This window comes from Rhodococcus sp. IEGM 1330 (assembly GCF_033142445.1).
GTDB lineage: Bacteria > Actinomycetota > Actinomycetes > Mycobacteriales > Mycobacteriaceae > Rhodococcoides.
In genome coordinates this window covers 139,222-153,519 of the sequence record NZ_JAWLSB010000004.1, presented here as the reverse complement: position 1 = coordinate 153,519, position 14,298 = coordinate 139,222, and the positions used below count along the sequence as shown (strand labels likewise).

Sequence of the window (14,298 nt, the reverse complement as noted above, 5' to 3'; positions counted from 1 at the left end):
CAACCTCACGCACACCACAGGGCCCGATCTCGCGATGAGATCGGGCCCTGTCCGGTGTCTGTAGAGAAAACTAGAAGCGGCCGCCGCCGCCACCGAATCCGCCGCCACCCCCGCCTCCGCCGAAGCCCCCGCCACCACCGAATCCGCCACCGAAGCCTCCGCCACCCCCGCCGCCGCGAAGCACACTGTTGATCAGGATGCCGCCGAGCACCGCGCCGGCGATGTTGCCGCCGCTACTGCCGCCGCGAGGACCGTGACGATTCTCCCAGTTCTGTACATCGGCCTGGGCGATCTGCGATGCGCGCGAGGCCAATTGGCTGGCGGCGTGAGCATGCTTGAGGGCTTCGTCGGGGTTCTCCTGGCCCAGCTGGCGAGCCGCGCCGAGATGGCGTTCGGCCTCGGACAGGCGCGTTCTGGCGTCGGCCCCTACGCCGCCGCGACGCGTCGAGATGTAATCCGCGGCTGCGGTGATCTGCGCCTGAGCGGCCGCGATATCGCGCTCGAGGCGAGCCCGCAGCTGGTCCTCGGCAGCCTTCTCCGCCGACGCCTCGTCGACGATCTTCTCGAGTTCGGCATCGGCTTCGGCGAGGGCGGTGTAGCTGCCGAGTGGATCCGAGGATTGGGCCGTCTCCGCGTTCTTCAATGCCGTCTGTGCCGCTGTCATGGCCGACTGGAGTTCGGCACCGCCATGTTCGGCCAATCCACGAGCCTGCTCGATGTCGCGGCGAACGTCCGCGATGGCGTCGGGCAGAGTGGCGATGGCGTGCCTGATGTCGTCCCGGGCATGGTCGACGCCATCGAGCAAGGTCTTGGCCTGGTCGACGGCTCGTTCGGCCGTGCGAATCGCGGTGACCGCAGGTCCCTGCTTGCCGGGCGGGAGTGCTGCCGCCTTGCGGCCGGCCTCGATGTTCTCCTCGGCCAGCGCGAGGCGCTCCTGTGCCATCGTGACGTTGTCTGCGATGGAAGCCAGTGCGGTGTCTGCGAACTCGGAATGCAGCTGCGCGAGAACCGATTCGGACTGCGGAATTCTCACCGTCAAGCCGACGACCGCCTGGGTCAGTTCGTCGAGGTGGGCGTCGGCGTTCATCACGAGATCGCGGAACCCGTCGAATTCCTCCACTCTCGAATCGAGTTCGCGATCGGCCTGGCCACAGGAGGAGATGATCTCGACGAGCATCGCCCGTCGCTGATCGGGAGTTTCCGGAATGGCGTCGTCGAGGCGTTGACGGATCTCGAAGGCGGACGCGAGGGCCCGCTTGGCGTTGTCGTGGGCAGCGATGAACGGTGCGGCCGCAGAATCTCCGAACTCTCCACGGGCGAGGTTCAATTCCTCTTCGCTGGCGCGTACGGCATTGTCGGTCTCGACCAGAATTTCCTTGGCGCGGGTGTCGAGGACGTCGATGGGGAAGGCAGCCAGCGCGGCCGGGTCGCTCGGGTCGATCTTCGCCACTGCCTCGACCTCGGCGGCGACGCGGGCCTTCTTGCGCCGGGACGAGTAGACGACGGCTCCGCCACCGGCCACGGCCAGTGCGCCGACGCCGATCAGCAGTGGCGCCGACGAGCCACCGCTGCCGCTCGAGGCGTACGCGTCGCCGAGTGCACCGGCTGCCGCAATGGCCGCACCGGACCAATCTTCTTCGCGCAGTGCGGGTTCGACGTCGTCGACACGGATCGAATCTTGCTCGGAGGTGGTGATCTGTGTCAGCCCGGTGTCGACGGCGAGGTAGTACGAACGGTCCACGGTCGCCACGGCGAGCAGAACGTCGCGCTCTCCGAGGTCACTTCTCTCGTACGTCTGCTCGGCCCAGTTCGCCGCCGACATGTTGTCGAAGTCTGCGACATAGGTGACCCACAACCGAAGCTGGCTGCTGCCGTAGAGGTCGTCGATGGAGGTCTGTACCTCGGCCAGCGAATCAGGGTCGAGAGCCTGGACGTTGTCGGTGATCTGCGTGGCCAGCCGCGAAGGAGCCTCCGCCGAGGCGACCCCCGGCGCGAGCAGGACCGCCCCGAACAGGGTCAGGGCACCCACGGCGGCGAGACGACGAAATCGATGGATTGCTTCTCGAACGACTGGGGCGCTGGTGTGCCGCCGGTGCTGGACTGCCATGGCCTGAAATCTACCGGCTACGCGCCAGTGAGATCGAGCAGGTCGATGTGGATGCATGACAGTTGTCACCCCGCAATCGTGACGCTCGAACGAGGTCGACGCCGCTCGATCGCAGCAGAGTGATTCCCATGACCACAACGAAGGCAGTCGAACTGCGAAACGTCACCAAGACCTACGGCTCGGTCCGGGCGGTCGACGGGCTGAGCCTGTCCATCGAGCCGGGCGAGGTCGTCGCATTCCTCGGACCGAACGGAGCGGGAAAGACGACCACCATCGACATGATGCTCGGCCTGGCCGCACCCACCACCGGATCGGTGTCGGTGTTCGGGGGAACGCCCGCCGACGCGATCGCCCAGGGCCGCATCTCGGCCGTCATGCAGACCGGCGGATTGCTTCGCGATCTGACCGTCCGCGAAACCGTCGAGCTGACCGCGGCACTGTTCGCTCACACCCGGTCGGTCAAGGAAGTGCTGACCCGGGCGGGCATCGCAGACATCGGAGACCGTCGAGTCGCGAAATGCTCCGGCGGCCAGCAGCAACGACTGCGGTTTGCGCTCGCACTGCTGCCCGATCCTGATCTGCTGGTGCTCGACGAGCCGACCACCGGCATGGACGTCGAGGGACGGCGCGATTTCTGGAACGCCATTCGGCAGGACGCCAGCACCGGCCGAACTGTCCTCTTCGCAACCCACTACCTCGATGAGGCCGATGCCTACGCCGACCGCATCGTGCTGGTGCGGCACGGCAAGATCGTCGCCGACGGCAGCGCCGCCGAGGTGAAGAACCTGGCGGCAGGACGCACCGTCACCGCCACGCTGCCCGGCGTCGACCAGTCGATGTTGCTCGCCCTGCCCGGGGTGGACCGCGTCGACACTCGTGGCGATCGGGTGATCGTGCACGGACGCGACTCCGACGCCGTTGCCCGATACCTGCTCAACGACGCGCACGCGACCGACCTGGAGATCGTCTCGCGCAACCTCGAGGACGCATTCCTCGCCCTGACCACCGATTCTGACAACGACTCAACCGAAAACGACCTCGCCGGGAGCATCCGATGACCACCACCACACAATCCGCAACCACCCGCACTTCTGCCAGAGCCGTTGCCTGGGGCGGATTCTCGCCGACCTTCCTGGGACTGGAAATCCGCAGGCTCTTCCGGAACAAGCGAACTCTGATCTTCACCTTGGTGATGCCGCCGGTGTTCTTCGTCATCTTCGGCACGCAGTCCGACTACAGGACCAACTATCCTTTCGCGCACGGAAACGTCACCGGCTACATCGCCATCAGCATGGCCGTCTACGGCGCGATGCTCGCCACCACCAGTGGTGGAGCGATGGTCTCGGTCGAACGAGCTCAGGGGTGGAGCCGACAGTTGCGGTTGACCCCGCTCAAGCCGGTCGCCTACATCGTCACCAAGGTCCTCGTGGCCATGACGATGGGTGCCGCCTCGATCGTCGTGGTGTTCGTCGTCGCGAAGTTCTTCGGGGCGGACATGCCGATCTGGGTGTGGATCGTCAGTGGTCTCATCGGCTGGATCGGCTCGGCGGTGTTCGCCGCGTTCGGACTGTTCATGGGCTACCTGTTGCCCTCGGAGAACGTCATGCAGATCCTCGGACCCGTGCTCGCGTTTCTGGCGTTGGCGGGCGGACTCTTCGTTCCCCTCGGTGACAGCGGTTGGTTCCCGATGCTGGCCCAGTTCACGCCGCTCTACGGGCTGGCCACCGTGTCCCGGGCAGCGTTCGCCGGGACCGAGACCGGAACGTTGCTGATCGCCGTGATCAATCTGGTGGTGTGGGCGACGGTGTTCGTCTCGGGAGCTGCACTGCTGTTCCGAAAAGACACCAAGCGTGCCTGACGCAGAAACCACTGATCGTGTCGCCCACGGGGATACCGTGGGCGACATGACCACGTTCACCGCTGACCTTCCCGAAGGACGGATCTGGCGGTTCGGCTGGCTGTTCGGAGCCATCTGGCTGGTCTACCTGATCTATCCGTTGAACGAGATTCTGTCGTTGGAATCCGTGCCGTCTCGGGCCTTCGGGATCGTGGTGATTCTCGGCTTCGCCGCTGTGTTCACGACCACCTTCTGGCGTTTTCGAAACGGCCACCGCCGAGGAAATCCACTGTCTGTGTCGCAGGCGTGGGTAGCGCTCGGGGCCATGGCAGTGCTGACCGTGTCGATGTGCGTCCTCATCGGAACCACCGGCTTCGGCGCGACGGTGTACATCGCAGTCCTGGCGATGATGACGTTGCCGGTGCGACAAGCGTGGATCTTCGTTGCGGTGATGGTGGTGTTCGTCGAAGTGGTGCCTCGTTTCATTTCATCCTGGGTGCCCGACAATTTCTTCGCCTTCCAGTTGCTGATCAGCGCCGCTGCTGCGTGGGGCATCACCCAGGTCTTCCAGCGCAACCACGAATTGGCCGTGGCCAGGCAACAATTGGCAGACCTGGCCATCGTGGCCGAGCGTGAGCGCATGAGCCGGGACGTGCACGACATCCTCGGCCATTCCCTGACCGTCATCACCGTCAAGAGCGAACTGGCCGGCAGGCTCATCGAGATCGACCCCGCTCGAGCGGCCGTCGAGATCGCCGAACTGGAGACCCTTGCCCGGCAAGCACTTGCCGATGTGCGCAGTACCGTCGGGGGCATGCGGCAGGTCGACATCGGATCTGAATTGGCCAGTGCACGAACGGCATTGACCGCTGCGGGAATCGACGCCGATCTTCCCGGTGACGCCGACGTGGTACCACTGCGACACCGAGAACTGTTCGGTTGGGTGATCCGGGAAGCGGTGACCAACGTCGTTCGACACTCGAGCGCACGACACTGCCGGGTGACGCTGACGGCGTCGAGCATCTCGATCGTCGACGACGGAGTAGGACCGGCAGACAAGCAGTCCGGCGGCAACGGTCTACGCGGTCTCGGTGAACGAGTGACGGCCGCGGGTGGTGCACTGACGATCGCCCGGGTGTCGACCGGCGGATTCAAGGTGGAGGTCTCGGCAGAATGAGCATCAGGTTGTTGTTGGCCGACGATCAGGCGCTGGTGCGGGGTGCACTGGCTGCTCTGCTGGGGCTCGAACACGATCTCGACGTCGTCGCCGAGGTGGGACGCGGGGACGAGGTTGCCGCTGCCGTTCTCGAACATCGACCCGACGTCGTCCTGCTCGACGTGGAGATGCCCGGCAAGAACGGTATCGAGGTCACCGCCGAACTGGCGCTCGTCGCCCCGCAGTCGAGAGTCCTGATCGTCACCACGTTCGGGCGACCCGGCTACCTGCGACGCGCCATCGATGCGGGTGCGTCGGGTTTCGTGGTCAAGGACACCCCCGCCAAGCAGCTGGCCGACGCCGTTCGGCGCGTGCACATGGGGCTTCGCGTTGTCGATCCGACGCTGGCGACCGAAACCCTCACCGACGGCGTCTCTCCACTGACGGCCCGAGAGCAGGAGGTTCTCCGCGCAGCTGCTCGGGGCGGGACGGCAGGGTCCATCGCTGCTCAGGTCCACCTCTCTGAGGGCACGGTGCGCAATCATCTGTCGTCGGCGATAGGGAAGACCGGCACCAGCACCCGGGCCGAGGCGGTCCGGGTGGCCGAGGATCGAGGGTGGCTGTAGATGGTTCGGGGCGCGCCGTGACCATGCCGATGCGCAGGCCTGGCAAACTCGAGGGGTGAATTCAACTCTCGACCGAGATTCGTACGGCGATCCGTACGACGATCGGTATGCCCCGGACCCCGGTCCCGAGCGCCTGGGCTTCTTCGGAACGCTCGGACGCTGGACCGGTCGGCTGGTCGCGGGAGTGGTGCTGATGTCGTTGGTACTGGTCGCGGGAACAGCGGTGCGGGTATGGCAGGTGGCGCGCATCGACGACTATTCCAAGGCGGACGCCATCGTGGTGCTCGGTGCTGCGCAGTACAGCGGCACACCCTCGACGGTGTTCGAGGCACGACTGTCCCAGGCCGCGTCACTGTACGAGCAGGGAATCGCCCCCGAGATCGTCACCGTCGGCGGCAAGCAGGAGGGCGACCTGTTCACCGAGGCCGCGTCGGGCCGCAACTATCTGATCGATCAGGGAGTTCCTGCCGACGCCATCATTGCCGTCGAGACCGGCTCGGACACCCTCGAGAGCATCGAGGCAGTGAGCAACACACTGCGCGAACAGGGCAAGTCGTCGGTCGTGTTGGTCAGCGATCCGTGGCATTCACTACGCACCCGAACCATGGCGCGCGACGCAGGACTGGACGCCTGGACCTCCCCGACGCGCACCGGTCCCGCGGTCTACACCAGAGAATCCCAGGCACACGGGATCGCCAGGGAGACAGGCGCTCTGCTGTGGTACCAGCTGACCCACTTCACCGCGGACTTCTCCTACACGGCAGGCCAGTAGATGACCGGCACATACTCGGCGCACGACGTCGAACGATTCGTCACCGAACCTCCGAAGACCGCAGGACTGCGGGCCGGGGCAGACAACGCGTCGCATCGAAGCGCCTTCGCGCGCGATCGAGCGCGCGTGCTGCACTGTGCCGCACTGCGCAGACTCGCCGACAAGACTCAGGTCACCGGTCCTCGAGACGGAGACACCCCGCGCACGCGATTGACGCACTCGCTCGAAGTTGCGCAGATCGGCCGCAGCATCGCCGAGGGTCTCGGCAGCGATCCCGATCTGGTGGACCTCGCCGGGCTGGCGCACGACATCGGCCATCCGCCGTACGGACACAACGGTGAACGCGCGCTCGACGAAGTGGCCCAGGATTGCGGTGGGTTCGAGGGCAACGCGCAGAACCTCCGCATTCTCACCGGACTCGAGCCGAAGATTCTCGACGCCGACGGCCGCAGTGCAGGACTCAATCTGACCCGAGCCTCGCTCGATGCCGCCACCAAATACCCGTGGATCAGGCCCGCGCCCGGCGCGAAGTTCGGTGCCTACGACGACGACTCCGCCATTCTGGGCTGGGTGCGTGACGGCGCTCCGGACAAGCACAAGTGCCTCGAAGCGCAGAGCATGGACTGGTCCGACGACGTCGCTTACTCGGTGCACGACGTCGAGGACGGCGTCATCGACGCGCGAATCGATCTCCGGGCGCTGTCCGATCCGATCGAGCGACGCGCTCTCGCCGAACTCGGCGTCTCGGAATTTCGCGGACTCGATGTCGACGAACTGATCGAGGCCGCAGATCGTCTGTCGAGGATGCCCGTCGTGGTCGCGGTCGGACGCTACGACGGCACTCTCGCCGCATCCGTAGCGCTCAAGCACATGACCAGTGAGCTCGTCGGCCGCTTCGCCACCGCCGCCATCGAGGGCACCCACGAGAAGTACGGCACTGCGCCGCTGAGCCGATACGACGCCGATCTGGTGGTGCCGTCGATCGTCGGCTCGGAGGTGGCATTGCTCAAGACGATGGCGTTGCGGTACGTGATGTCCGATGCCGGACACAAGATCCGCCAGGAGCGCCAACGCGACCGTATCCACCGCGTCGCCGAGTGGTTGATGCGCTCGGCTCCGGGTGAACTGGACCCCATTCTGGTGCCCGCCTGGCAGCGGGCCGACAGCGACGCGGAACGGACTCGTGTGGTCGTCGACCAGATCGCGTCGTACACCGAAAGTCGACTCGAACTCATCGACAAGCGGTCACTCGGAGCTCAGGCCAGCTGGGGCTGACCGCGCCGCCGACCGAATGTGGGTAGGTCCGGATCGGGACTAGACTGCCCTTCGTGGCCGGCCGAATTCCTGAACGCGACATCGCCGCCATTCGCGAACGCACACGGATCGAAGACATAGTCGGCGACTACGTCTCTCTCAAGCGCGCGGGCGGCGACTCCATGAAGGGGTTGTGCCCCTTCCACGACGAGAAATCGCCGTCGTTCCACGTTCGCCCCAATCACGGTCACTATCACTGCTTCGGCTGCGGCGAGGGCGGTGACGCCTACTCCTTCCTCCAGAAGATCGAGCACATCTCGTTCGTCGAGGCCGTCGAGCAATTGGCCGATCGGTTGAACTACTCGATCTCCTACGAGGGCGGAGGGCCGTCGGTTCAGCGCGACCGCGGCACCCGAGCGCGCCTGATCGCCGCGAACGCGGCAGCGCAGGAGTTCTACGCGGGCAGGCTCAGTGGTCCCGACGCCCAGGCTGCGCGGGACTACCTCACCGAACGCAACTTCGACGGGCACGCTGCCCTGGCCTACGGCTGCGGGTACGCACCCGACGGCTGGGACACCCTCACCAAACACCTGCTGGGCAAGGGCTTCGAGGCCAAGGAGATCGTCGACGCGGGGTTGGCGACACCCGGCAAGCGCGGGACGCCGATCGACCGCTTCCGGCGCCGGCTGGTGTGGCCCATTCGCAGTCAGAGTGGTGACGTCATCGGCTTCGGCGCACGCAAACTGTTCGACGACGACACGATGCCGGGTAAGTACATCAACACCCCGGAAACCATGCTGTACAAGAAGTCTCAGGTGTTGTTCGGTCTCGATCTGGCGCGCAAGGAGATCGCGAAGTCGCATCAGGCCGTCATCGTCGAGGGATACACCGATGTGATGGCGATGCACCTGGCCGGGGTCAAGACGGCGGTGGCGTCGTGCGGCACTGCGTTCGGCGAGGATCACCTGGCGATGCTGCGCCGATTGATGATGGACGACAGCTACTTTCGCGGCGAAGTGATCTACACCTTCGACGGAGACGATGCCGGGCAGGCCGCCGCGATGAAGGCCTTCGAGGGTGATCAGAAGATTGCCGGGCAGACGTTCGTCGCCGTAGCACCGGACGGAATGGACCCGTGTGATCTGCGTTTGAAGTCCGGCGACAACGCCGTTCGTGATCTGGTCGCCAGGCGTACCCCGATGTTCGCCTTCGTGGTCAAATCACTTCTGCGAGAACATGATCTGGACACACCCGAGGGGCGTGTCGAGGCGTTGAAGCGAACCGTGCCCGTAGTCGCTCGCATCAAGGATGCGTCGCTTCGGGACGAGTACGCGCGGCAGTTGGCCGGCTGGACCGGGTGGGACGACACCGCAATGGTGCTCGCCCGCGTGCGCGACGAGGCGAAGAAGGGTGCCCGGGGCGACACCAGCGGCAAACGGGTCCCGTTCGAGAAGCGTCAGGCCGCTCCCGTGGAGGCCCCAACGGGACCTCCGCGTCCCAACCCAACCGATCCGTCTCTGTGGCCACAGCGGGAAGCCCTCAAGGCGGTATTGCAGATGCCTGCGATGGCAGGCACGGTGTTCGATTCGCTCCCGCCGGAAAGCTTCCATCACCCGGCGTACTCGGCCGTGCGCGACGCAGTGGCCGCTGCCGGCGGCACTGCTGCAGGCTTGGGCGGAGGGGAGTGGGTCGACGCCGTCGCCAAACAGGCCAAGGACGCCGTTGTCGTGTCGTTGGTCACCGAGTTGGCCGTCGACCCGATGCGTGTGGCCGACGACGCTCTCACCCGCTACATCTCGGGCGTACTCGCGCGACTCCAGGAAGTGTGGGTCGGCCAACAGGTGGCCGAACTCAAATCGAAACTGCAGCGCATGTCACCGGTGGAGAAGCCCGACGACTACAACGCGTTGTTCGGCGACCTCATCGCCCTCGAGCAGTACCGCCGCAGTCTGCTCGAACTCGCCGTCGGAAGTGTGGCCGAGGTCGGTTAGCGCCGCAGCTGATCGCGGGGAACGAAGACCTGGGTCTCGTCGTCGATCGGCTGCATCGGCTCCAGTCGGGGCTGAGTGTTCAGGGAATCGGACAGCTTCTGACGGCCGACCTCGATCGCCTTCTTGGTGGCCGGGCTCGATGCGACGGCGCTCGCAGTCTTGCGAATCTGCTCGTACCGGCCCCGTCCTGCCTTGGCGCCGAGCACATACGCAGCTCCAGCCGCCATTACCAAACGAATCATCAGTAGGTCCTTCCCTAGAGCGTGCGGCTGTTCTTCCATCTTGCCCGACGAACCTCGAGCAGGGCGATTTGGTACTCGGCAGGGGGTGTGCGCTATTGTTTCCAACGGCTCGCACGAGAGTGTGACGCCGCGAGGTAATCCCCCATAGCTCAATTGGCAGAGCATTCGACTGTTAATCGAAGGGTTCCTGGTTCGAGTCCAGGTGGGGGAGCGCAGTCCCCGTTCGGTTCGCCCGTGCGGGGATTTTTGCTGCCGGGAGTGTGCCGCACGGGCCCCCGGAGCGGACCGTGAACGTACCGGACATGTGGTACCGGGAGTTCGAGTTAGTTAACAGATCGTGACTGTTATTTCTGTATATCGAATGAATGAATCCCATAGACCGATGCCGGTTTTGTCGGTCGCCCGCGACATACTGAACGAGCGATCCCGGTGGCTCAACAGTGCTATAAAAAGCCGGGTCGGTCGGTTTTAAGGGGCTTCATGAGTTTGAGTTACGCAGCAACCGTTCCGCGGCACCTCGTGCATCGGAGGTCGCCGGGCGACGTTCTGTTGACCGATTACGAGACCGTCGACGGTACCCATCGGGCGGCGGTGCAGTTCCCCACGTCGCATCGCATGTTCGCGCCGGTGCGCCGAACCCACGACTCGTTGATGGTGGCCGAGGCTCTGCGCCAAGCGATCAGCCTCTTCTGCCACGTCAACCACGGCGTGCCACTCGATCACGTGGTGTTCATCGAGCACTCCCGCTTCGAGATCCTGGACCTGCTGTCGGTCGACGACATCGAGGATTCGCTTGTTGCAGAGTCGATCACGACCGACGTGACGTTCGACGACCAGTCGCTGGACAACATGAAGCTGTCGGCCCGACTCCTGAACGGCACCCACCTCGTCGCGTCGGGGACGGCGTCCGTCCGGACCATCGGACCCGAGGTGTATTCGCAGTTTCGGAAGTCGACCATTGCCGACCCCCACTTCCGTTTCCTGCCGGCCGGAACCGAGGTGGTCCCACCGTCCTCCGTCGGACGTCTCGATCCGTCAGACGTGGTTTTGGCGCGGCATACATCCGACGGGACCATCGTCGTCGCGCCGGATCCGCGCAACCTGGCGATGTTCGACCATTCGGTCGAGTATCTGCCGGGAGTCACGATGCTCGAGGCGGCCCGTCAGGCTCTGCGCTTGGCGACCGCAACACCGACGCTGGATTTCACCGCATGCGAGGTGCGGTTCATGGGATTCGCCGAGTGGACCAACCCGTGCTCGGTGATCGTCGACACGGACTCCACCGACGGCATCTTCCGCATTCAGTTCGAGCACGACGGCGAGGTGCTGTCGGCGATGTCCGTCACGACGACGTCCGAACCGTGGTTGGCCCCTACCGAGCGCTCCAGTCGATAAGGGCGTCCTCGGCAACTGTCGTCACCCGCAGAAGGCGTCGGCGCGGCACCACCGCGGGCAGCAACATCTGCCACATCTCGGTCAGCCGTTGCTGTAGATCGGCGCGTCCGGTCAACATCTCCGACACCGTCTGCACGCCGGTGAACGACGCGACGATGTATCGACCGAGCGTGAGTGCGTCGATACCGTCGACGATGTCGCCCTCGGCCTGAGCACGTGCGGCCAGATCGCCCATCTTGCCGATCCAGTCCTCGAATGCTCGCGCATTGGGGCTGCCCACGATGGCCGACTCCAGCGTCAACCGCATACCCCCGCGGGCGATGGAGTCGGTCTGCAGTTGGCGTCCCAACTCCTTGCTCACCAGGATCAAGGCGTCCAACGCTTTCGGCGTCTGCTCGATGATGAGGGCGCTCGCACTCGCCGCCATGGCCAGTTGCGCGTCGATCACTGCCTGCGCCAGATCTTCCTTGGACGAGAAATGGAAGTACATCGCGCCTTTGCTGACCCCGGCATGGGCGATGATGGTGCTCAAACTTGCTGTGCCGTAACCGAACTTCTCGAAACTGGCGGCGGCCCCTTCGAGTACGGCCTGCCTGGTGGACGCTGCACGCTCCTGCATCGGTAGACAATAACTGTTGCCCGGGTTCGCGGCACGGCGGCGCGAAGGACATTCGCCCTGCGAATTGATGGCACGCTGAGCCAATGGTCAATACGAGTGCCGGAATTCTGTTGTATCGCGTCGGTGTCGACGGCCCGGATGTCCTGATCGCTCACCCCGGTGGACCGTTCTGGGCGCGCAAGGACGACGGAGCCTGGTCGATCGTCAAAGGGCTGATCGCCGATGGCGAAGACCCCTGGACGACGGCCCGGCGGGAATTTCGTGAGGAAGTCGGCGTCGATGTGCCTGCCGGAGAACACGTCGAACTCGGCACCGTCACACAGCGCGGCGGAAAGATCGTCACCGCGTTCGGCGTCGAGGCCGATCTGGATGTCTCGAATGCGGTGAGCAACACATTCGAGATGGAGTGGCCCCCGAAATCCGGCCTCATGAAGTCGTTTCCCGAGGTCGACCGCATCGAGTGGTTCCCGCTGGCGCAGGCGAGAACGAAGCTGCTCGCCTCCCAGCACCCCTTTCTGGACGCACTGGAGGCCGTTGTCGCAGCGTCGTAGTTTCGGCGTGGGTTCCCGGGGTATCCACCGGCCGGAAATGACGAGGGTCGCGGATGCAGGGTGGGAAATTGATCATGACGCCTACGGGTACGGCAGGCGCAACTGCTCACGCGGAAACTGCTCTCGTGGAGACCGTATGGGGCGGACGAGTAGTGGCATCGGCGTTCGTGATCTTGGCCACCGGACTGTCCTGGGTCTTCGTCGCAACGGCAATGATCGGACAGTGACCGAGGATCGGTCGGCCGATACTGCTCGGCGACAACGACGAAGGACGGCACAGTGACCGACGGCATTGCCTCTGCAACCCCACCAGCGACAGAGGTGCCCGCCCGCGCCTGGAAAGCGCTCGTGGTTCTGCTGCTCGGCATGTTCATGGCCCTGCTCGACACCACCATCGTCAACGTGGCACTACCGACGATCAGCACCACGCTGGACGCGTCGGAATCGGTTCTGTCGTGGATCATCTCGGGGTACGCACTCGCCTTCGGACTGGCTCTCATCCCGGCGGGCAAGGTGGGCGACCGGATCGGCCACAAATGGGTCTTCTTCACCGGACTCGCCCTCTTCACCCTCGCGAGCTTCGCGTGCGGTCTGGCTCAGGACGACCTGCAACTGGTCGTCGCGCGAGTCGTTCAGGGCTTGGCGGGCGGCATGTTCGTCCCAGCAGTCACCGCGTTCATTCAGCTGTTGTTCCCAGGGCCGGTGCGGGGCAAGGCATTCGCCATCATGGGTGCGGTCATCGGAGTGTCGACTGCGCTCGGTCCCATCGTCGGCGGCCTGATCATCCAGGCTTTCGGCGAGGAGAACGGCTGGCGACTGGTCTTCTGGGTCAACCTGCCGATCGGAATCGTGGGTCTCGTCGCGGCTGCAGTGCTGCTGCCGAACAAGACCGATGCCGAGCCGGCGGCCCGCCCCGGAATCGACTGGCTGGGACTGATACTCATCTCCGCAGGTCTCATCGCACTGCTCGTTCCGCTGATCGAGGGCCAGGAATTGGGCTGGCCCATGTGGACCTACCTGACGATCGCCGCGGGGCTCGGTCTCATCGCGTTGTTCGGCTGGTGGGAGGTGATTCGGACCGGCCGCGGACAGAATCCGTTGGTGCCACCTCGATTGTTCACCCGTCCGGCGTTCACCGGAGGTGTGATCCTCGCGCTGGTCTACTTCGCCGCATTCACGAGCATCTTCTTCACCATCTCGCTGCTGTGGCAAACCGGACTCGGTAACTCGGCACTGGCATCGGGACTGGTGTCCATACCGTTCGCGATCGGCAGCATCATCGCGGCCTCGCAGAGCAACCGGCTGACGATCCGTCTCGGTCGCACCGTTCTGATCCTCGGCGCGTCGCTCGTCTCGATCGGGCTGATCTGGCTGTGGATCATCCTCGCGACCAGTTCTGCCGACACGATCTCCCACTGGACGCTGTTGGTTCCACTGTTCATCGCGGGTCTCGGCAACGGCGCGTTCATCGCACCCAACGCGCAGTTCATCGTCGCGACCGTCGATCGCGACGACGCGGGAGCCGCGAGCGGGGTCATCTCCACCATGCAGCGCGTCGGCTCGGCGATCGGTATCGCCGTCATCGGCAGCGTGCTGTTCGGATCTCTGAACATCACCGGCCCCGACACCGTCGGATCCGGCTTTCTGCACGGCGCGGCGATGGCGATGGCCGTGAGTGCAGCGTTCAGTGTGGTGGCGCTGGCGTTGGTGTTCGCGCTCCCCAAGAAGGTCCAGAGCGCGCACTGAGC

Annotated in this window: 14 protein-coding genes and 1 tRNA gene; 12 read left to right on the top strand and 3 right to left on the bottom strand. The window is 64.9% G+C overall.

Annotation, left to right across the window (positions count from 1 at the left end; translation table 11 throughout):
- Window positions 1–70: 70 nt before the first annotated feature.
- A complete protein-coding gene (locus R4P57_RS11535; RefSeq protein ID WP_317802992.1) occupies window positions 71–2,107 on the bottom strand; it encodes a TPM domain-containing protein in 2,037 nt (678 codons plus the stop codon).
- 128 nt (window positions 2,108–2,235) lie between these two features.
- On the opposite strand from R4P57_RS11535, the gene R4P57_RS11530 reads away from it, so the two are divergent.
- Genes R4P57_RS11530 through dnaG form a run of 7 tightly spaced genes read left to right on the top strand, consistent with a single transcriptional unit; the run spans window position 2,236 to window position 9,743 of the window.
- Window positions 2,236–3,165: an ABC transporter ATP-binding protein gene (locus tag R4P57_RS11530; protein ID WP_317802990.1), complete on the top strand. Its 930-nt coding sequence runs from the start codon at window positions 2,236–2,238 to the stop codon at window positions 3,163–3,165.
- Window positions 3,162–3,965, top strand: coding sequence for an ABC transporter permease (locus R4P57_RS11525; RefSeq protein ID WP_317802989.1), 804 nt, complete (start codon window positions 3,162–3,164; stop codon window positions 3,963–3,965). Before R4P57_RS11530 ends, R4P57_RS11525 begins: the two co-directional genes overlap by 4 nt.
- A gap of 46 nt (window positions 3,966–4,011) precedes the next feature.
- A complete protein-coding gene (locus R4P57_RS11520; protein ID WP_317802988.1) occupies window positions 4,012–5,121 on the top strand; it encodes a sensor histidine kinase in 1,110 nt (369 codons plus the stop codon).
- Entirely contained in the window at window positions 5,118–5,726 is a 609-nt protein-coding gene (locus R4P57_RS11515) for a response regulator transcription factor (protein ID WP_317802987.1), read from the top strand. The genes R4P57_RS11520 and R4P57_RS11515 overlap by 4 nt, the downstream gene beginning before the upstream one ends.
- A gap of 55 nt (window positions 5,727–5,781) precedes the next feature.
- Window positions 5,782–6,498 (top strand): YdcF family protein, encoded by a 717-nt coding sequence (locus R4P57_RS11510; protein ID WP_317802986.1) that lies wholly within the window; start codon window positions 5,782–5,784, stop codon window positions 6,496–6,498.
- Window positions 6,499–7,773: a deoxyguanosinetriphosphate triphosphohydrolase gene (locus R4P57_RS11505; protein WP_317802985.1), complete on the top strand. Its 1,275-nt coding sequence runs from the start codon at window positions 6,499–6,501 to the stop codon at window positions 7,771–7,773.
- A gap of 53 nt (window positions 7,774–7,826) precedes the next feature.
- The gene (dnaG, locus tag R4P57_RS11500; RefSeq protein ID WP_317802984.1) at window positions 7,827–9,743 is read left to right on the top strand and encodes a DNA primase; all 1,917 of its coding nucleotides are present in this window, start codon (window positions 7,827–7,829) and stop codon (window positions 9,741–9,743) included.
- Here the strand turns inward: dnaG and R4P57_RS11495 are convergent.
- A complete protein-coding gene (locus tag R4P57_RS11495; protein WP_317802983.1) occupies window positions 9,740–9,985 on the bottom strand; it encodes a hypothetical protein in 246 nt (81 codons plus the stop codon). The two genes, dnaG and R4P57_RS11495, sit on opposite strands and share 4 nt — an antisense overlap.
- Window positions 9,986–10,123: 138 nt before the next feature.
- Between R4P57_RS11495 and R4P57_RS11490 the strand changes: the two genes are divergently transcribed.
- Window positions 10,124–10,196, top strand: a tRNA-Asn gene (locus R4P57_RS11490).
- 269 nt (window positions 10,197–10,465) lie between these two features.
- A complete protein-coding gene (locus tag R4P57_RS11485) occupies window positions 10,466–11,380 on the top strand; it encodes an AfsA-related hotdog domain-containing protein (RefSeq protein WP_317802982.1) in 915 nt (304 codons plus the stop codon).
- Here R4P57_RS11485 and R4P57_RS11480 read toward each other — a convergent pair.
- Entirely contained in the window at window positions 11,358–11,999 is a 642-nt protein-coding gene (locus R4P57_RS11480) for a ScbR family autoregulator-binding transcription factor (RefSeq protein ID WP_317802981.1), read from the bottom strand. The two genes, R4P57_RS11485 and R4P57_RS11480, sit on opposite strands and share 23 nt — an antisense overlap.
- An 83-nt stretch (window positions 12,000–12,082) precedes the next feature.
- On the opposite strand from R4P57_RS11480, the gene R4P57_RS11475 reads away from it, so the two are divergent.
- From R4P57_RS11475 to R4P57_RS11465, 3 genes are all read left to right on the top strand, one after another.
- A complete protein-coding gene (locus R4P57_RS11475) occupies window positions 12,083–12,550 on the top strand; it encodes an NUDIX domain-containing protein (protein ID WP_317802980.1) in 468 nt (155 codons plus the stop codon).
- 74 nt (window positions 12,551–12,624) lie between these two features.
- Window positions 12,625–12,777 (top strand): hypothetical protein, encoded by a 153-nt coding sequence (locus tag R4P57_RS11470; RefSeq protein ID WP_317802979.1) that lies wholly within the window; start codon window positions 12,625–12,627, stop codon window positions 12,775–12,777.
- Window positions 12,778–12,829: 52 nt separating this feature from the next.
- Entirely contained in the window at window positions 12,830–14,296 is a 1,467-nt protein-coding gene (locus R4P57_RS11465; RefSeq protein ID WP_317802978.1) for a DHA2 family efflux MFS transporter permease subunit, read from the top strand.
- The last annotated feature ends 2 nt before the right edge of the window (window positions 14,297–14,298 follow it).

Excerpts from the sequence above, each read along its gene's own strand:
- R4P57_RS11485 (WP_317802982.1), top strand. The coding sequence starts at position 10,466 with ATGAGTTTGAGTTACGCAGCAACCGTTCCGCGGCACCTCGTGCATCGG.
- R4P57_RS11475 (WP_317802980.1), top strand. The coding sequence starts at position 12,083 with ATGGTCAATACGAGTGCCGGAATTCTGTTGTATCGCGTCGGTGTCGAC.
- R4P57_RS11480 (WP_317802981.1), bottom strand. The coding sequence starts at position 11,999 with ATGCAGGAGCGTGCAGCGTCCACCAGGCAGGCCGTACTCGAAGGGGCC.
- R4P57_RS11495 (WP_317802983.1), bottom strand. The coding sequence starts at position 9,985 with ATGATTCGTTTGGTAATGGCGGCTGGAGCTGCGTATGTGCTCGGCGCC.
- R4P57_RS11505 (WP_317802985.1), top strand. The coding sequence starts at position 6,499 with ATGACCGGCACATACTCGGCGCACGACGTCGAACGATTCGTCACCGAA.
- R4P57_RS11530 (WP_317802990.1), top strand. The coding sequence starts at position 2,236 with ATGACCACAACGAAGGCAGTCGAACTGCGAAACGTCACCAAGACCTAC.
- R4P57_RS11470 (WP_317802979.1), top strand. The coding sequence starts at position 12,625 with ATGACGCCTACGGGTACGGCAGGCGCAACTGCTCACGCGGAAACTGCT.
- R4P57_RS11525 (WP_317802989.1), top strand. The coding sequence starts at position 3,162 with ATGACCACCACCACACAATCCGCAACCACCCGCACTTCTGCCAGAGCC.
- R4P57_RS11515 (WP_317802987.1), top strand. The coding sequence starts at position 5,118 with ATGAGCATCAGGTTGTTGTTGGCCGACGATCAGGCGCTGGTGCGGGGT.
- R4P57_RS11535 (WP_317802992.1), bottom strand. The coding sequence starts at position 2,107 with ATGGCAGTCCAGCACCGGCGGCACACCAGCGCCCCAGTCGTTCGAGAA.
- R4P57_RS11520 (WP_317802988.1), top strand. The coding sequence starts at position 4,012 with ATGACCACGTTCACCGCTGACCTTCCCGAAGGACGGATCTGGCGGTTC.